Annotated in this window: 17 protein-coding genes; 10 read left to right on the top strand and 7 right to left on the bottom strand. The window is 71.8% G+C overall.

Going from position 1 to position 16,412, the window contains the following annotated elements:
* Positions 1 to 238 precede the first annotated feature (238 nt).
* Positions 239 to 883: a DedA family protein gene (locus J1C73_RS17420; RefSeq protein WP_207317196.1), complete on the top strand. Its 645-nt coding sequence runs from the start codon at positions 239 to 241 to the stop codon at positions 881 to 883.
* The gene (locus J1C73_RS17415; protein WP_207317193.1) at positions 883 to 1,485 is read left to right on the top strand and encodes a phosphatase PAP2 family protein; all 603 of its coding nucleotides are present in this window, start codon (positions 883 to 885) and stop codon (positions 1,483 to 1,485) included. The genes J1C73_RS17420 and J1C73_RS17415 overlap by 1 nt, the downstream gene beginning before the upstream one ends.
* Positions 1,486 to 1,538: 53 nt before the next feature.
* On the opposite strand, the gene J1C73_RS17410 is transcribed toward J1C73_RS17415, so the two are convergent.
* The 7 genes from J1C73_RS17410 to J1C73_RS17380 form a co-directional block, all read right to left on the bottom strand.
* Positions 1,539 to 1,859 carry a DUF6191 domain-containing protein gene (locus J1C73_RS17410; RefSeq protein WP_207317192.1) on the bottom strand — a complete coding sequence of 107 codons (321 nt, stop codon included), beginning with the start codon at positions 1,857 to 1,859 and terminating at the stop codon, positions 1,539 to 1,541.
* Positions 1,860 to 1,969: 110 nt separating this feature from the next.
* The gene (locus J1C73_RS17405; protein ID WP_207317191.1) at positions 1,970 to 3,037 is read right to left on the bottom strand and encodes an NAD(P)-dependent alcohol dehydrogenase; all 1,068 of its coding nucleotides are present in this window, start codon (positions 3,035 to 3,037) and stop codon (positions 1,970 to 1,972) included.
* A gap of 29 nt (positions 3,038 to 3,066) precedes the next feature.
* A complete protein-coding gene (locus J1C73_RS17400; RefSeq protein WP_207317190.1) occupies positions 3,067 to 3,840 on the bottom strand; it encodes an SDR family NAD(P)-dependent oxidoreductase in 774 nt (257 codons plus the stop codon).
* Positions 3,837 to 4,508 carry a TetR family transcriptional regulator gene (locus J1C73_RS17395; RefSeq protein WP_207317189.1) on the bottom strand — a complete coding sequence of 224 codons (672 nt, stop codon included), beginning with the start codon at positions 4,506 to 4,508 and terminating at the stop codon, positions 3,837 to 3,839. Before J1C73_RS17395 ends, J1C73_RS17400 begins: the two co-directional genes overlap by 4 nt.
* 112 nt (positions 4,509 to 4,620) lie before the next feature.
* Positions 4,621 to 5,841, bottom strand: a complete 1,221-nt coding sequence (locus tag J1C73_RS17390; RefSeq protein ID WP_372446699.1) for a PP2C family protein-serine/threonine phosphatase — start codon at positions 5,839 to 5,841, stop codon at positions 4,621 to 4,623.
* Between the two features lie 205 nt (positions 5,842 to 6,046).
* Positions 6,047 to 6,805 (bottom strand): GNAT family N-acetyltransferase, encoded by a 759-nt coding sequence (locus J1C73_RS17385; RefSeq protein WP_207317188.1) that lies wholly within the window; start codon positions 6,803 to 6,805, stop codon positions 6,047 to 6,049.
* Complete coding sequence (locus J1C73_RS17380) at positions 6,802 to 7,722, bottom strand: NADP-dependent oxidoreductase (RefSeq protein WP_207317187.1); 921 nt, start codon at positions 7,720 to 7,722, stop codon at positions 6,802 to 6,804. The genes J1C73_RS17385 and J1C73_RS17380 overlap by 4 nt, the downstream gene beginning before the upstream one ends.
* Before the next feature lie 939 nt (positions 7,723 to 8,661).
* On the opposite strand from J1C73_RS17380, the gene J1C73_RS17375 reads away from it, so the two are divergent.
* From J1C73_RS17375 to metX, 8 genes are all read left to right on the top strand, one after another.
* A complete protein-coding gene (locus J1C73_RS17375; protein WP_207317186.1) occupies positions 8,662 to 9,534 on the top strand; it encodes an RNA polymerase sigma factor SigF in 873 nt (290 codons plus the stop codon).
* Between the two features lie 101 nt (positions 9,535 to 9,635).
* Positions 9,636 to 10,526: a TetR/AcrR family transcriptional regulator gene (locus tag J1C73_RS17370; RefSeq protein WP_207317185.1), complete on the top strand. Its 891-nt coding sequence runs from the start codon at positions 9,636 to 9,638 to the stop codon at positions 10,524 to 10,526.
* Between the two features lie 93 nt (positions 10,527 to 10,619).
* Positions 10,620 to 11,513, top strand: a complete 894-nt coding sequence (locus J1C73_RS17365) for a beta-keto acid cleavage family enzyme (protein WP_207317184.1) — start codon at positions 10,620 to 10,622, stop codon at positions 11,511 to 11,513.
* Positions 11,514 to 11,563: 50 nt separating this feature from the next.
* Positions 11,564 to 12,628 (top strand): 3-hydroxyacyl-CoA dehydrogenase NAD-binding domain-containing protein, encoded by a 1,065-nt coding sequence (locus tag J1C73_RS17360; protein ID WP_207317183.1) that lies wholly within the window; start codon positions 11,564 to 11,566, stop codon positions 12,626 to 12,628.
* Positions 12,625 to 13,122, top strand: a complete 498-nt coding sequence (locus J1C73_RS17355) for a thioesterase family protein (protein WP_207317182.1) — start codon at positions 12,625 to 12,627, stop codon at positions 13,120 to 13,122. The genes J1C73_RS17360 and J1C73_RS17355 overlap by 4 nt, the downstream gene beginning before the upstream one ends.
* Positions 13,123 to 13,374: 252 nt before the next feature.
* The gene (locus tag J1C73_RS36040) at positions 13,375 to 13,485 is read left to right on the top strand and encodes a putative leader peptide (RefSeq protein ID WP_353962136.1); all 111 of its coding nucleotides are present in this window, start codon (positions 13,375 to 13,377) and stop codon (positions 13,483 to 13,485) included.
* 191 nt (positions 13,486 to 13,676) lie between these two features.
* Entirely contained in the window at positions 13,677 to 15,038 is a 1,362-nt protein-coding gene (locus J1C73_RS17350) for a bifunctional o-acetylhomoserine/o-acetylserine sulfhydrylase (RefSeq protein ID WP_207317181.1), read from the top strand.
* Positions 15,035 to 16,207, top strand: coding sequence for a homoserine O-acetyltransferase MetX (metX, locus tag J1C73_RS17345; RefSeq protein WP_207317194.1), 1,173 nt, complete (start codon positions 15,035 to 15,037; stop codon positions 16,205 to 16,207). The genes J1C73_RS17350 and metX overlap by 4 nt, the downstream gene beginning before the upstream one ends.
* Positions 16,208 to 16,412: the final 205 nt, after the last annotated feature.

Genomic DNA, 16,412 nt, shown 5'->3' with positions numbered 1-16,412 from the left:
GGAGAACTCGTCCCCCGGCCGGGAGTGTCTGCCCGGTGCCCGGTCCGCCGTACGGCCGGGGGACGAGTTCTCCGCCGGATATGCCGTTCACCTGTGGCATGGGAACTCTTCTCCCCCTTCGGGCGTCTACAGTGATGTCGACCGTCTACATCACTGTAGTCAGTCCGGGTGCTCCTCAGGGTCACCCGCTCACCATTATGGGAGACCCTCCACCGTGTCCGTACTCTCACTGGCGACCATGCCACAAGCGGTGAACCTGCTGGACGCCGGTTCGCTGCTCGGAACCTTCGGCGCGCTCGGCGTCGCCGTCGTGCTCTTCGCCGAGACGGGGCTGCTCGTCGGCTTCTTCCTCCCCGGCGATTCACTGCTGTTCACAGCGGGCCTGCTCAGCGTCTCCGGCACCCACGGTCCGGTCGAGCTGTCGTTGCCGCAGGTGCTGATCGCCGCGGTGGCCGGAGCACTGATCGGTGCGCAGACGGGCTACTGGCTCGGCCGCAGGGGCGGCCAGGCACTGCTCGCCCGCAGCCGCTCCAAACGACTGCACGAGGGCGCCGACCGCGCGGCGGAGCTGCTCGCCAGATACGGCTACGCCCGCGCGATCGTGCTGGCCCGCTTCGTCCCCGTCGTGCGCACGGTGCTCAACCCGCTGGCCGGGGCACTCGACGTCCCGGCCCGGGTGTTCGCCCTGTGGCAGGTCGTCGGCGGCGTGATCTGGACGGCCGGGCTGGTCCTCGCCGGATACGCGCTGGGGTCCTCGGTACCGAATGTCGACCGCTATCTGCTGCCGATCGTCGCTGTCGTGGTCGTGGTCTCCCTCATCCCGCTCGCCGCCGAACTGCTCCGCTCCCGCAGCCGGCGCACTGCCGAAGGAGACAACAACTGATGCCGCTCGCCTCCGCGGCCACCTCGATCGACGGTGGGCTGTACACCTGGGTCACCGAGTTGGCCCAGCGCTCCCCCGCCGCCCTGGATTCCGCCGTCCGCGTGTGGTCGGACTACGGGCTCGCCCTGTTCGCGGTGCTCATGCTCGCGTCCTGGTGGCGCTCCCGTTCCGCAGACCCCGCGCGTACCGCCATGGCGCTCTGCGCCCCGTTCGTCGTGGTCGCCACCTATCTCGTCAACGACTTGGTGAAGTCCGACTTTCACGAGCAACGGCCCTGCCAGACGCTGCATGTCGTGACGGTGGAGGCGTGCCCGGCGCTCGGCGACTGGTCGTTCCCCAGCAATCACGCCGCCATCGCGGCGGCCGCGGCCATGGTGATCTGGCTGACCGACCGGCGGCTGGGAGCCGTCGCGGTGCCGGCCGCGCTGCTGATGGCGGCGTCCCGGGTGTGGATCGGGGCGCACTATCCGCACGATGTGCTCGTCGGGCTGCTGATCGGCGCGCTCGTCGCCTGGCCGTTGACCGTCGCGGCGCGTCGCTGTGCCCCGGCGGTGGTCCGGCTGCGTGACAGCCGGCTGCGTCCGCTGGTGGCGGTGCGTTGAGGTCGCAATGCCTGGGCACCGCGCCCGTCGCGGCTTGAACCGGCCGAGAGTTGCTAGCCCTCGTGGCCGGGCAGGCGGATGACGGCGAGGCCGCCGTCGAGGTCCACGGTGGAGCGGTGCGGCGGGGCGCCGTCCTCCTCGTCGTCGCGCAGCAGCAGGGCGCTCTGTCGCTCCTTGAGCTCGCTCTGCTTGCCGGGCGAGAAGGTCGCGTGCAACTGCTCGAACCCGGTCGCCGACACCTGGCCCTGTCGGGCGCTGTTGCGCCACGGCAGCAGACCGGCCCGGCCCGCGCGAAGCATCAGCTGATCGAGGAAGGCGACGACGGTCAGGGCGATGACCAGTCCGGGCAGCGTCATCATCGCGGCGAATTCCATGCGTGCAGTATCCATCCCGTGCGGCGCGGCGTACACCGGTCGCGGAGGCGACCCTGCGGGCCGTCGCACTGTGCGACGGCCCGCAGGGTCATGAGGAAGGGCTCGGCCGGTCAGCCGTTGGGGAGGATGACGGCCCGGCCGCTGATCCTGCCGTCGTGCAGTCGCTCGTACGCCAGCGGCGCCTCGTCCAGCGAGTACGTCTCGACGTGCACCTCGACCGAACCGGCACGGGCGAGATCGAGCACCTCGGCCAGCTCTGAGCGCGATCCCCAGTACGGGGCGCTCACCGTCGTGTTGAGGGGCAGGAAGCCGAAGCCCACCGGCAGCGCCCCGCCTCCGATGCCCACGATCGTGACGTCCGAGTCGATGGCGGCCGCGGCGCCGGCCGTGGCCACGGTGGGCGGTGCTCCGACGAAGTCGAGGACGACCTGCGCGCCGATGCCGCCGGTCAGCTCACGGATCCTCGCCGCCGCATGCTCGTCGGACAGGACCGTCTCGTGCGCCCCGACGGTGCGGGCGAGGGCGAGCTTGTCCTCCGTGACGTCCAGGGCGATGACCCGGACGGCCGTCATGGCGCGCAGCAGCTGGATGGCGACGTGGCCGAGTCCGCCGGTGCCGATGACGACGGCGCTCGCGCCGGGCACCAGCTTCGGCAGGGAGCGCTTGATCGCGTGGTACGGGGTGAGGCCGGCGTCGGTGAGCGGCACGGCCTGGACCGGGTCGAGGTCTCCCAGCGGCACCAGGTGACGCGGGTCGTCGACGATCATGTACTCGGCCATGGCGCCGGGCGAGCCCAGCCCGGGCGGGTAGATGCCGAGCTCACCGGCGCGCAGGCAGTAGTTCTCCTTGCCTTCGGCGCACTTGACGCACGTACCGCACCCCCAGGGGCCGTAGACCACTACGGACTCGCCCACCGTGAGACCGCTGACCCCGTCACCGAGTGCGGCGACGGTGCCCACGCCCTCGTGGCCGAGGGTGAGCGGGAGGTCGTAGGCGAGCTGATCCGCGGGCAGGCTCATCACCGCGATGTCGGAGTGGCAGACACCTGCGGCGGTGACCTTCAGCAGCACCTGTCCGGGGCCGGGTTCCGGGTCGGGCACAGTGACGACCTCGGGTGCGGCGCCGACGGTGCGGTACTGACGGCTTTCATGGGGTCCTCCTTGACCGTGCTGTTCCATTTCTCGCCCCCGGAGCCCCCGTGTGCCACTCAAGAGGCGGAGTAGCCGCCGTCCACCAGGTGGTAGCTGCCGTGGATGAACGAGGCGCGGTCGGAGAGCAGGAACGCGGCGAGTTCCGCCACCTCCTCCGCGGTGCCGAGGCGTCCGGCCGGGTGCAGCGAGATGAGGTGGTCGCGGGCGGGGCCCTCCGTGTTGCGCAGCAGCGGGGTGTCGATGAAGCCCGGGCCCACCGCGTTGACGCGGACGTTCCGTGCCGCGTACTCGAGTGCGGCCGTCTTGGTGAGGCCGACGACGCCGTGCTTGGCAGCGACGTACGCGGGCGACCCGGCGAAGCCGTTGGTGCCGAGGATCGACGACATGTTGACGATGGCGCCACCGCCCGCGGCGACGATCGCGGGAAGCTCGTAGCGCATCGAGTAGAAGACGCCGCTGAGGTTGGTGGCGACGACCCGGTTCCAGTCCTCGACGGCGTACTCGCCGGTCGGGCTGCTCGGGCCGCCGATGCCCGCGTTGTTGACCGCGAGGTGCAGGGCTCCGAAGGTGTCGACGGCGAACCGCACGCCCGCCTCGACGGAGGCGGGGTCGGTGACGTCCATGGCGACCGCCGCGGCCTTGGCCCCGGTGCTCTCCAGTGCGGCGACCGCCTTGCGGGCGCTCTCCTCGTCGTAGTCGGCCACGACCACGGACGCGCCGGCGGCGGCCAGCCGGTGGGCGAGGGCCAGTCCGATGCCGGAGGCCCCTCCGGTGACGAGGGCCGTGCGTCCGGCGAATTCCTGGTCGGTGGTGGTGGGGGTGGTGCTCATGATGTTCCGTTTCCTTCCGTGGTGCTGTGTGACGCCGGTCCGGCGGGGAGCTGCGCGAACAGTTCTCCCGAGAGGGCGTCGAATGCCTGCCCGACGAGCCGGGGCAGCTCCTCGGGGCAGCCTCCGCGCACCCAGGCGGCCTGGGCGGCGAGGAGCGCTCCCGCTCCCGCGGCGACCGTGACGGCGGGACGGATGTCCTGCCGCGGGTCGGTCCCCAGCCGTTGCGCGACGATGGCGACCGAGTCCTCCTGGGCGTCCACCCGGATGTGGTGGAACGCCGCGTAGAGGGTCGGTTCCTGCTCGGCGAGGACCAGCAGGTCGAAGATCCTCGGGCGGCGGTGCCAGGCCCCCGCCTCCGGGTCCGCCAGCCAGTCCAGGACGGCTCTGCGGTACGCGGTGAGGGGTGGTTCGTCGGCGGGACGGGCCCGCAGGGCGTCGTTGATCCGGTCCCCGTCGCCCCGGACCGAGTCCAGGACGGCGGCTTCCTTGCTGGTGAAGTACCGGCTGAAGGTGCGGCGGTCGACATCCGCGTGTTCCGCGATCTCCTCGACCGTCACGTCCTTCAGACCCCGGTCGAGCACCAGCTCGAACGCGACCTGGGCCAGTGTGTCCCGGGTCCGGCGGGCCTTGCGGCTCCGCCTCTCCGGGGTCTTCCGCTCCCGGTTCATAACTGCACCGTACACCCAATAATGTCCCGCTGCGACAAATGCCGCGTCGGGACATCCGGAACGAGTACGGCGCCTCGCGGCTCCCGGGCCTGCGGCTTCGGAGCCGGGCCTCCTACCGTCCGCTGAACGCCTCTGCGGCCCGCCGTGCGTCGGCGTCGGCCGTCGCGGGACTGCGGCGGCTGCCGGACGACGAGCCGCGCAGCGTGAGCACCGCGATGTCGTCACGCCGCACACCGCCGGAGAAGGCCTCCAGGTCCGCGTGGAGCGTGTCCAGCAGCTCGCGGGGGCCGAGCCGGGTCCAGCCGCTCAGGCGTGCGTCCAGCGGATAGAAGGCTCCTGAGGCGTCACGGGCCTCGGTCACTCCGTCGGTGAACATCAGGAGCGTCGCGCCGGGCGGGAAGTCCAGCCATTCCACGACCCGCGCCTCGTTGCTGAGCTCCGCCATGCCCAGCGGCACCGACGTACGGCGCAGCGGAACGGGGGCTGCCACCCCCTCGTGCAGCAGCCGGGGCGGCAGGTGGCCACAGTTGACGGCCTGCACCCGGCCGTCCCCGTCGAGGCTGAGCACCAGTGCGGTGACGAAGCGCTCGATCTCGCCGGTCTGCGCGGAGAAGGCGTTGTGCCGGGCGACCGCGTCCTCGACCGCGTCCACCACACCGGTCAGGACGGGCTCACGGATGGCCGCCTCCCGGAAGGCGCCGAGCGCGGCGAAGCCCACCCCTATGGCGGCAAGGCCCTTGCCCTGCACGTCACCGATGATGACGCGGGTGCCGTACGGCGACTGGACGACCTCGTAGATGTCGCCGCCGACCAAGTGGTCCTCCTCGATCGGCGCGTAGACGCCGTCCACGAGGGCCTGGTCGGTCAGCACGGGCAGCGGGCGCAGGATCTGCCGCTGCAGGGCGACGGCCGCGGACCGCAGCCTGGCGATCTCGCTGACGTGCCGGATCCTCAGCGCACAGACGCCGACGCCCAGCGCACAGGCCACCACGGTGAAGCAGACGCCGCTCGTGATGTCCCAGAACGAGCCTCCGGACGCCAGCCGGGAGATGACGACGATGGGCATGATCCAGACCGCTGCGGCGACGGTCTGCCGGACCGTGCAGAAGACCGAGACGAGTGCGGGCACCACGACCAGCAGGGGGATGAGCCGCAGGTCCTCACCGGTGAGGACATCGAGGCCCACCACGATCAGGGAGAGCAGGGCCAGCCCCCAGATCAGAACCGGGGTGCTGATCCGGGCCGCGACGGCGGCCCGCTCCCGCTCCCCTGCGTCGGTCATCGGCGGCTCCACGATGCGCGCCATCGACGGACGCGGCACCCCGATCGTCACGGCCAGCTCCTTCCTCAGTCGCCGGGCCTGTCCCGGCAGTCATCTCCAGTCCACCCGGACCGGGGCGTCGGCACACGGGGCTTTCGGCCTTTTGAATCACGCCGAAGGTCACCGGTCACCGCTGAGCCGTGCTCTTCGGGCCGGAAGTCCCGGACGGACGTCCCGCAGGTGGCGCCCGGTCCGCCTCCGTGCGAGCTGCCGGGGATCAGCTACGGACCGCCGCGTCGGCCGCCTCCCCCCGTGCCTGCCGCGCCCGGTCACCGTCCGGCGCGAGCGCCGCCAGGAACGACGTCCGCCGACGGAGCCGGAATCCGAGGGATTCGTAGAGCCCCACGGCCCGGGTGTTGGCCGCCGCCGCATGCATGAACGGCGTCTCGCCGCGTTCCCTGATCTCGTGGGAGACGGCGAGCAGCAGCCGGGTGGCGAGCCCCTGCCCCCGTACGGACTCGTCGGTGCAGACACCACTGATCTCGCTCCAGCCGGGCGGGTGCAGCCGTTCCCCCGCCATCGCCACGAGCACCCCCTCGCGCCGGATGCCGAGATAGGTGCCGAGCTCGATGGTCCGGGGCAGGAACGGTCCCGGCTGGGTGCGTGCCACCAGGTCGAGCATCTCGGGCACGTCGGCGGGTCCGAGGCGTACCGCCTCCGGGTCCGGGGCCGCCGCGACGCCCGCGTCGACGAGCTGGACGCCCTCGGCGCGGAAGACCGTCTCCCAGTCCTCCGGCGGCGGCTCGCGGAACGCGGTGATGGTGATCGCTCCCCCGGGCCCGGCCAGCGCTGCGGCGTCGGCCCAGTCCGCGACGCCCGGCCGGTCCGGAACCGCGGCCCAGGGGGTGACGTCGGCCGGGTAGCGCAGGATGCGGCCGCGGCGTTCGGCGAAGTGGGCGTGCGGGCCGGTCAGTGAGGCGCCGACCGGGTCGTCCAGCGGGTGCGCGCCACCGGCAGGGGACTGCGGCGCGCTCATGCGGTCACCTCGATCACGATCTTCCCGCGGGCATGTCCGCTCTCCACGGCGCGCAGCGCCTCGCCCGCCGCGGTCAGCGGGTAGGTCCGGGTGACGTGCGTGCGCAGGGCTCCGGTGACGACGAGGTCCGCGACTTCACCGAGAACCGCCGCGGTACGGGCCCGGGCCACCGGCGCCCCGCCCAGCTCCACCGCCAGCGGCTTGCCCGCGGCGCTGACGAGTGCGGCGGGATCGGCGAGCAGCGGAGCCACTTCCCGCAGCGTGTCGCCGCCGACCAGGTCGAAGACCGCGTCGATGCCGTCGGGGGCCGCCGCCCGTACCCGGCGGGCGAGTCCGGCGCCTGATGCGACGTGCACCGCGCCGAGCGACTCGACGAAGTCCTTCTTGGCCGCGCCCGCCACCCCGATGACCTTGACGCCCGCGTGGTGTGCGAGCTGGACCGCGGCGGTTCCGACACCGCCCCCGGCGCCGGTGACCAGCAGCGTCGAACCGGGGGCGGGAGCGAGCTGGCGCACTCCGTCGTACGCGGTGGCCGCCGCGACCGGCAGCGCCGCCGCGTCGGTGAACGACAGCCCGGGCGGCTTGTGCGCGGTCACGGCGACGGGGAGCAGGGTGTACTGGGCGTACCCGCCGGTCACCGGATTGCCGAAGACCTCGTCGCCGACCGCGAATCCTTCGACGTCCGGGCCGACCGCCTCGACCACTCCTGCGGCCTCGCTGCCGAGGACGGTGGGGAACGGCTGCGGTTCACTGCCGGGCCTGGTGTACCCCGTGCGCAGCTTCCAGTCGACCGGGTTGACGCCCGCCGCCCGTACGGCGACGAGCAGCTCTCCGGGGCCCGGCACCGGAGCGTCCTGCTCGACGAGGGCCTCCACTTCCGGCCCGCCGTTGCGGGTGAACACGTACGCCTTCGGCATGAGCTCCCTCTCTCCTGCTTCCCGTGGCACCGGCCGCCCGGACGGTGCCCTACAGCAGCAGGAAGCCCCTTCCGCGTGCAGGTATTCCCGGGAGGTGCCGGGTTCACCGGGCCGCAATGATGCGGTCCAGGGCGGTCGGCGCCTTCCGTGCGCTTCCCGCAGGCAGGGCGGTTCGGTCCTCCTGAGGACAGGAGGACGGATGCCGCCGTCCGCGCCCGGCAGGCGCGCGGGCCCGGGACCGGGTACGTCGAGTGGAATCCCGGACCCGTCCGGCGGATCGTCACCCACTGATCGATTCCCACTGAACGAGTTCGTGCTGAACGAGTTCGTGCTGAACGATTCGCGCCAGTCGAGGCAGAGACCGCCCGCCCTCCCCCGTCGGCGTCGAAGACGGGTCGGTTCGGATCGGCCGGAGCACGGAAGTCGTTGGCTCAGCGGCCACTTCCGCACCACCAGGGCTCACCCACGGTCACACACACGGCCGTCGGCCACCCACGCGACAGAATCCTTCGGCCGGAAGCCGCAAGCCGGTGCACCATCGATTTCAACTCAACTACCGCTGGATATGCGCCGGTCGGTGCCCATTCCGCCCGAGGCTGTGGCACTCTGGTGACGACCGCCCCACCGGGCTCCCCCGTACCGGTGGGGCGGTTCTGCTGCCGAACCCGCGACCCTGCACAGATACGACGAGGGATCACGTCGATTCTCGGCCATTGACGCGTTGTGACCTGATCAACTCTCACTTACCCGCATGAGCAAGCTCTCTGCGGGCATACGCCTACACCTCATGGCCTACCACCAGGGGAGCGTGACGAGATGACGGCGCACACGGCACAGACCGCCATTACGGAGCGAGCGGAAAGTGCACGGCCGACGGCGGCAGGAGCTCCTGTCGCGACCGCCGCAGCAGAGACGGCGGTCATGGTGGACACCACAGACATGACAGGTGTGACCGGCAGTACGAGCGCAGCGGACATCTCGGGGGCGACGGACGAACTCCCCTGGATCGAGGACGCCGGCAAGATCGCGCCGAAGGACGCGCGGGCGCTGTCGAAGCTGTTCTTCGACCGGCTCCAGGTACTGGAGGAGGGCACCGCCGCCCACCAGTACGCGCGCAACACCCTCATCGAGATGAATCTTTCACTGGTCCGGTTCGCCGCGGGCCGGTTCCGCAACCGCGGCAGCGGCGACATGGAGGACATCGTCCAGGTCGGCACGATCGGGCTGATCAAGGCGATCGACCGGTTCGATCTGTCCCGCGAGGTCGAGTTCACCTCTTTCGCGGTGCCGTACATCATCGGAGAGATCAAGCGGTTCTTCCGCGACACCACCTGGGCGGTCCATGTGCCGCGCCGGCTCCAGGAGCTGCGCGTCGACATCGCCAAGGCGAAGGAGTTCCTGGCCACGGACCTCGACCGCGACCCCACGGTCCAGGAGCTGGCCGGACACCTCGGGATCACCGAGGACGAGGTGACCGAGGGGATCGTCGCGGCCAACGGATACACGGCAGGGTCCCTGGACATGCCGGCCGACGCGACGGACACGGGCCGGATCGGCACTCCGGGACGCACCTTCGCCGACGCGCTCGGCGAGGCGGACCCCGCCATGGAGACGGTGGAGAACCTCCAGGCGCTGGCACCACTGCTCGGCGATCTGGACGCACGCGAGCACCGCATCATCGAGATGCGATTCGGCCAGGAGCTGACGCAGTCGCAGATCGGCGCCGAGCTGGGCATCTCGCAGATGCACGTCTCGCGTCTGATCAGCCGGATCCTCGGCAAGCTCCGGAACGGGATGCTGGTCGAGGAATGAACTGACTGATGCATCAGTCAGCACCTCAATGCACATCCACACACGACATTCTCCCCATCTGATGTTGAGATCTTCTCAACACATGGGTAGCGTGGCCGACCATGCAGCACGATGAGGTGGCCGAGCGGGTCCGACAGGTGATCCGGGATGCCGGAGTGAGTCAGCGCGAGTTCGCGCGGCGGATGGTCATCGATCCGTCGAAGCTCTCACGCTCACTCGGCGGCACCCGCCGCTTCACCACGGCCGAGCTGGCCCGGGTCGCCGACATCGCGGAGGTCGACGCCGGCTGGCTGCTCGGCGCGCACGCGGAGCACGGCTCGGCGCCCTCGCAGCAGGCCGAGGCCCCGCGGTCGGCCGCCCGCCCCCGCCGCGCCCGCAACGCCGTGGCCGGGCGGCCGGCCGCGGACACCGGCAGACCGCTCCAGATCGTCCGGCAGACCGTCCAGCTGATCGCGGAGCACGGATTCCACTCCGTACGGGTCTCGGACATCGCCGAGGCCTGCGGGACCAGTACCGCCGCCATCCACTACCACTTCCCCGGGCGGGACGAACTGCTGGAGGCGGCGGCCCGCTGGTGCATGGACGAGGACACCGCCAGGCGGGCGGCCGGGACCGCCGACACGGACCACGCCGACGACGAACTCCGCCTGCTGATCGAGCTCCAGACCCCGTACACCGCCCAGCAGCGGCGCCAGTGGAGCGTCTGGCTCGATCTCTGGGCCGAGGCGGCACGCTCCACCGCGGTCGGTGAACTCCATGTCGAGTACTACCGGCAATGGCGTGCCACGGTCGCCGAGGTGATCGGGCGCGGCGTCGCCCAGGAGGTCTTCCGGCCGGTCGATCCGGAGGCGGCCGCCCTGAGTCTCACCGCCCTCATCGACGGGCTGGCCTCCCAGGTGCTCGCGACGACGCCGGGCGAACCGGGCACCAGCGCCGAGGACATGCACGGTGCGCTGCTCCGCTATGTGGACGCGACCCTGACCACCGGCTGACCCCTGCCCTCATCTCCTCACCCGCTTCCGCCTCCTTTCCCCTTCGATTCATTCGATTCATCAGATCCCCTTCGATTCAGGAGCCGCTTCCGCATGCCCGTGAACCAGGACGTCATCATCACGTGTGCCCTCACCGGAGCCGGTGACACGGTCCGCAAGAGCCCTCATGTGCCCGTCACCCCCGAGCAGATCGCCCGCTCCGCCGTCGAGGCGGCCGGCGCGGGGGCCGCCGTCGTGCACATCCATGTCCGTGAGCCGGAGACCGGCGCCCCGTCCCGCGACCCCCGCCTGTACCGGGAGGTCGTCGAGCGGATCAAGGAGACCGGGACCGATGTCGTCATCAATCTGACCGCCGGAATGGGCGGCGACCTGGTGATCGACCCCGACGCCCCGCTGCGGCAGCTGCCGGGCACCGACCTGGTCGGCGGGCTCGAACGCCTCCCCCACGTCGAGGACCTGCTTCCGGACATCTGCACGCTCGACTGCGGCTCCCTGAACTTCGGCGACGGCAGCAATCTGTACGTCTCCACCCCCGACATGCTCCGGGCCGGCGCCCGCCGCATCCAGGAGCTGGGAGTGCGGCCGGAGCTGGAGATCTTCGACACCGGGCAGCTGTGGTTCGCCAAGCAGCTCCTCGCCGAGGGGCTGCTGGACGCCCCGACCGTCTTCCAGCTCTGCATGGGTGTCCCGTGGGGCGCGCCCGCGGACCCCGGCGTGCTCCAGTCGATGGTGAACATGCTGCCCGAGGGCGCCCAGTGGGCGAGCTTCGCGCTGGGCCGGATGCAGATGCCGTGGGTGGCGCAGTCCATCCTCCTCGGCGGCCATGTACGGGTCGGGCTCGAGGACAACCTGTATCTCGGCAAGGGCGTCAAGGCCACCAACGCCCAGTTGGTGGAGCGCGCCGTGCAGATCACCGAGGCGCTGGGCTCCCGGGTCGCCACCCCGGACGAGGCCCGGCAGCGGCTCGGACTCAAGCCCCGCGGCTGAGACCGCGCCCCTCACCCGCAGCCCGCTCCCCCACTCGTTCTGGAGAACCGATGAACGCCGCACAGCCCGCACAACCCGCACAGCCCGCACAGCCCGCGCCAACCGCACAGTCCACGCCGGCCGTTGAGCCCGCACCGGCCGCCCCGGCTCCCTGCGCGCCGGAGGACGTACGCCGGGTGGCGTGCGTGGGCGCCGGAGTGATCGGTGGTGGCTGGGTCGCGCACTTCCTGGCCCGTGGCTACGACGTCACCGCCTGGGACCCGGCCCCCGACGCCGAGCAGAAGCTGCGCCGGCTGGTGGCCGCCGCCTGGCCGGCGCTGGAGCAGCTCGGCCTCGCCGAAGGGGCTTCGCCGGACCGGCTCACGGTCATGGCGACGCTCGAAGAGGCGGTGTCCGACGCCCAGTTCGTCCAGGAGAGCGCTCCGGAGAAGCTGGAGCTCAAGCGCGATCTGCTGGCCCGCCTCGATGCGGCCGCACCCGAGGGGGTCGTGATCGCGTCCTCGACGTCCGGCTACCCGATGAGCGATATGCAGACCCGGGCCGCGGGCGCCGGACGGCTGGTCGTGGGGCACCCGTTCAACCCGCCGTATCTGATCCCGCTGGTCGAGGTGGTGGGCGGCGAGCTGACCGCACCGTCCGCGGTCGGCTGGGCGTCCCGCTTCTACGAGGTCGCCGGCAAGTCCGTCATCACGATGAATCGCGAGGTCCCCGGCTTCATAGCGAACCGCCTCCAGGAGGCGCTCTGGCGCGAGGCGCTGCACATGGTCGCCAACGGTGAGGCGACCGTGGCGGAGATCGACGCCTCCATCACCGAGGGCCCCGGGCTGCGCTGGGCGTGCATGGGGCCGATGCTCACCTTCGCGCTCGCGGGCGGCGAAGGCGGCATGGCGCACATGCTCGACCACTTCGGCCCTTCGCTGAAGGCCCCGTGGACACGGCTCGAAGCGCCCGAACTGGACCGGGAGCTGTACGACGCGGTGGTACGCGGCTGCGACGAGGCGGCGGACGGCCGCAGCATCGCCGACCTCGTCGCCGAACGCGACCGCGGCGTGATCAATGTCCTGCGCGCGACCGGCCGGCTCGCCGGGCGGCCCACCGAGGGAGCGGCCAAGTGAGTGCGCTGCCCCTGCACCGGGAGACCGTGCGCCCGGAGTGGATCGACTACAACGGCCATATGAGCGAGGCGTTCTACGTACTCGTCTTCGGTTTCGCGACCGACCGGATGATGATCGAGACCGGTCTGCACTCCGAGTACCGGGAGCGCACCGGCTGTTCGCTGTACACGGTCGAGTCCCATATCCGGTATCTGCGCGATGTCTCGGAGGGCGACCGGCTCGCCGTCCGGACCCGGGTGCTGGGCGCCGACGCGAAGAAGACCCGAATCGCCCATGAGCTGTACGTGCTCGGCCCGGACACGCAGGACGACGCCGAACCGGGCCCGGACGCCGAGCCCGTGGCCACCACCGAACTGCTCGCCCTCCACGTGGATCAGCAGGCCGGCCGCACCGCTCCCTTCCCGGACCAGGTACGCGAAGCCCTCGTCGCTCTCACGGAGGCGGCGCCCTCCTGGGCGGGCCGCTCGATCGCCGAGGTCCCGGCCGCACACTGAACGACGGTCCGGCCGGCCCCTGTTGTTGCGGCCGGATGAAATCGTGCCCCGCCCCCTGCCCGGACCACCGGTTCCCCCGGTGGTCCGGGCACAGTGCTGTTCCATGGGCGCCCGCGCAGGTCAGGCATGGTGCGGGAGCAGCGCGCCGCTCCCGGCGCCCGCTGCTCCGTACGCCTCGAACAGCCCCCGCGGACGGCTCGGCCGCGGCACCGGGCGGTTGACGCACACCGGGCCCGCTGACACGCTCGCCGCATGCCCGCGACCGTGACACTCGTCTCGCGGCGCCACGTCGATCTGGGTCGCCTCGCATCCTCGGCGTGTAGCCGTCGCATCCGCCGCGCCCCCGCTCCGTTGAGCAGCTGACCGGCACGGACGCCACCGAGGCGTCGATTCCCCCTTCAGGCACCGCCCCGGCTTCGGCGCGCCCGCGGCCCGCCGCGCCACCGCCCGCGTCCCCCCGGCACGGACGGCCGTCACCCCGTCCTGACCGGCCCCGCCGGGGTACCGGCACCGGTGCCTGACCACGCCCGCACCGAGAACTGCAGAGGAACACCATGAGCCAGCCCGTCGACTCCGTCACCGCAGGGCACACCCCCGAGGACCAGGACCGTCAGGACCCAGGTGCCGCCTGGTCGTTCGAGACCAAGCAGATCCACTCCGGGGCCGTCCCCGATCCGGCGACCGGCGCCCGCGCCGTGCCGATCTACCAGACGACGTCGTTCGTCTTCCGGGACACCCAGCACGCCGCGGACCTGTTCTCGCTCGCCGAACCCGGCAACATCTACACCCGGATCCACAACCCCACCCAGGACGTCCTGGAGCAGCGGATCGCCGCGCTGGAAGGCGGAGTCGCCGCGGTGGCCCTCGCTTCCGGACAGGCCGCAGAGACCCTCGCCCTGCTGACGCTGGCCGGCGCCGGGGACCACATCGTCTCGTCCACCTCGCTGTACGGCGGCACTTACAACCTGCTGCGCCATACGCTCCCCCGGTTCGGCATCGAGGTGTCGTTCGTCGACGACCCGGACGACATCGAGGCGTGGTCGGCGGCGATCCGGCCGAACACCAAGGCACTGTTCGCGGAGACGCTGGGCAATCCGCGCGGTGACGTCCTCGACATCCGGGCGGTCGCCGACGCCGCGCACGCGGCCGGTGTGCCGCTGATCGTCGACAACACCGTGCCCACGCCGTTCCTGCTGCGTCCGATCGAGCACGGCGCGGACGTCGTCATCCACTCGGCGACGAAGTTCCTCGGCGGGCACGGCACCACCATCGGCGGTGTGGTGGTGGACGGCGGTACGTTCGACTTCGGAGCGCACGCCGAGCGGTTCCCCGACTTCAGCTCTCCCGACCCGAGCTACCACGGTCTGCGCTACTGGCCGGACCTCGGCCCCAGCGCCTTCGCGGTCAAGCTCCGGGTGCAGCTGCTGCGCGATCTCGGCCCCGCGCTCTCCCCGCACTCCGCCTTCCTGCTGTTGCAGGGCGTGGAGACGCTGAGCCTCCGGCTGGAGCGGCACACCGCGAACGCCCTGGCGCTGGCCGAATGGCTGGAGCGCCGGGACGAGGTGTCGGCCGTCCACTACGCCGGGCTCGAATCGAGCAAGTGGTACGAGGCGGGGCGCCGTTATCTGCCCCGGGGCGCCGGGGCCGTGCTCGCCTTCGAGCTGCGGGACGGGGTGGAGGCGGGCAAGCGGTTCGTGGACGCGGTCGAACTGTTCAGCCACCTCGCCAACATCGGTGACGTCCGGAGCCTGATCATCCATCCGGCGTCGACCACGCACAGCCAGCTGACCGAGGAGCAGCTGGCCGCCACCGGGGCGACCGCCGGGCTGGTCCGCCTCTCGGTCGGGCTGGAGAACGTGGACGACCTCAAGGCCGATCTGGAGGCCGGATTCCGGGCCGCGAAGGCAGCGTCCTGAACCGCACGGCCCCCTCGGCCGCACTCCCCCTCCCGCCGGCGACCGGAGGCCGGCGGGAGGGGGACCCGCCGGGCCGTCGCTCCTGGGTGCGCCTGGACCGGCCGCTGCCGCTGGAGTCGGGCGGGGCACTGCCCGGTGTGCAACTGGCGTACGAGACATGGGGACACCCGGCGGACGACGGCTCCAACGCGGTCCTGGTGCTGCACGCCCTGACCGGGGACAGCCATGTGGCCGGGCCCGCGGGGCCCGGCCATCCCTCGGAAGGCTGGTGGGACGCGCTGGTCGGTCCCGGCAAGGCGCTGGACACCGAGCGCTGGTTCGTCGTCGCGCCGAATGTGCTCGGCGGCTGCCAGGGCAGCACCGGTCCGTCGTCCAGGCACCCGGACCGGGCGCACTGGGGCGGCGGCTTCCCGTATCTGACGGTCCGCGACCAGGTCACGGCCGAGGCGGCGCTGGCCGACGCGCTGGGCATCGGCCGGTGGGCGGCGGTGATCGGCGGATCGATGGGCGGTATGCGGGCGCTCGAATGGGCCGTCGGCCGGCCGGAGCGCACCGGATCGCTGCTGGTGCTCGCGGCGCCCGCGGCGGCCTCGGCGGAGCAGATAGCCTGGGGCTCCGTGCAGATCTCCGCGATCCGCTCCGACCCCGCGTGGCGCGGCGGCAATTACCACGACGCGGCACCGGGCGAGGGCCCGCACCGGGGCCTCGGTCTGGCCCGCAGGATCGCCCACGTCACCTACCGCAGCGAGCCGGAGCTCGGCTCCCGGTTCGGTGGCGAGGCACAGCCGGGTGAACATCCCCGGCAGGGCGGGCGGTACCGGGTGGAGTCGTATCTCGACCATCACGCGGCCAAACTGGTGCACCGCTTCGACGCGGGGAGTTACGTCACGCTGACCGAGGCGATGAACGGGCACGACGTCGGACGCGGACGGGGTGGCCCCGCGCAGGCGCTGCGCCGCGCGCGGATGCCCGCGCTGGTCGCGGGCATCGACTCCGACCGGCTCTATCCGCCCGCCCAGCAGGCGGAGCTGGCCACGCTGCTGCCCGGCGCCGACCGGGCCCGAATCGTGGAGTCCCCGTACGGCCACGACGGGTTCCTGATCGAGACGGTCCAGGTGGGCGCTCTGGTGAGGGAGTTGCTGTCGGACCGGCCTGGTGCCGGCCGCTGATTCACCGCCGCTGCCCCCATTTCCCCGCACCCTGGAGATGCTCATGAGATCCGTTCCTCCGTCCGAGGCCGCGTACGACGGAATGCGGTTGCGCCAGTGGGCGCGTGGCGCCGCCCGTTCCGCAGGTATCGAGCGCCGTGATCTGCTCAGGCTGGTGGCGGCCGCCTCGGTGGCCGGCCCGCTTGCCGATCTCGCCGCCCCCGCG

It is taken from the genome of Streptomyces laculatispora, from assembly GCF_017353455.1.
GTDB lineage: Bacteria > Actinomycetota > Actinomycetes > Streptomycetales > Streptomycetaceae > Streptomyces > Streptomyces laculatispora.
This window is presented reverse-complemented; position numbering and strand designations above follow the sequence as displayed.

Excerpts from the sequence above, each read along its gene's own strand:
- J1C73_RS17420 (WP_207317196.1), top strand. The coding sequence starts at position 239 with ATGCCACAAGCGGTGAACCTGCTGGACGCCGGTTCGCTGCTCGGAACC.
- J1C73_RS17415 (WP_207317193.1), top strand. The coding sequence starts at position 883 with ATGCCGCTCGCCTCCGCGGCCACCTCGATCGACGGTGGGCTGTACACC.
- J1C73_RS17410 (WP_207317192.1), bottom strand. The coding sequence starts at position 1,859 with ATGGAATTCGCCGCGATGATGACGCTGCCCGGACTGGTCATCGCCCTG.
- J1C73_RS17405 (WP_207317191.1), bottom strand. The coding sequence starts at position 3,037 with ATGGAACAGCACGGTCAAGGAGGACCCCATGAAAGCCGTCAGTACCGC.
- J1C73_RS17400 (WP_207317190.1), bottom strand. The coding sequence starts at position 3,840 with ATGAGCACCACCCCCACCACCACCGACCAGGAATTCGCCGGACGCACG.
- J1C73_RS17395 (WP_207317189.1), bottom strand. The coding sequence starts at position 4,508 with ATGAACCGGGAGCGGAAGACCCCGGAGAGGCGGAGCCGCAAGGCCCGC.
- J1C73_RS17385 (WP_207317188.1), bottom strand. The coding sequence starts at position 6,805 with ATGAGCGCGCCGCAGTCCCCTGCCGGTGGCGCGCACCCGCTGGACGAC.
- J1C73_RS17380 (WP_207317187.1), bottom strand. The coding sequence starts at position 7,722 with ATGCCGAAGGCGTACGTGTTCACCCGCAACGGCGGGCCGGAAGTGGAG.
- J1C73_RS17375 (WP_207317186.1), top strand. The coding sequence starts at position 8,662 with ATGACAGGTGTGACCGGCAGTACGAGCGCAGCGGACATCTCGGGGGCG.
- J1C73_RS17370 (WP_207317185.1), top strand. The coding sequence starts at position 9,636 with ATGCAGCACGATGAGGTGGCCGAGCGGGTCCGACAGGTGATCCGGGAT.
- J1C73_RS17365 (WP_207317184.1), top strand. The coding sequence starts at position 10,620 with ATGCCCGTGAACCAGGACGTCATCATCACGTGTGCCCTCACCGGAGCC.
- J1C73_RS17360 (WP_207317183.1), top strand. The coding sequence starts at position 11,564 with ATGAACGCCGCACAGCCCGCACAACCCGCACAGCCCGCACAGCCCGCG.
- J1C73_RS36040 (WP_353962136.1), top strand. The coding sequence starts at position 13,375 with ATGCCCGCGACCGTGACACTCGTCTCGCGGCGCCACGTCGATCTGGGT.
- J1C73_RS17350 (WP_207317181.1), top strand. The coding sequence starts at position 13,677 with ATGAGCCAGCCCGTCGACTCCGTCACCGCAGGGCACACCCCCGAGGAC.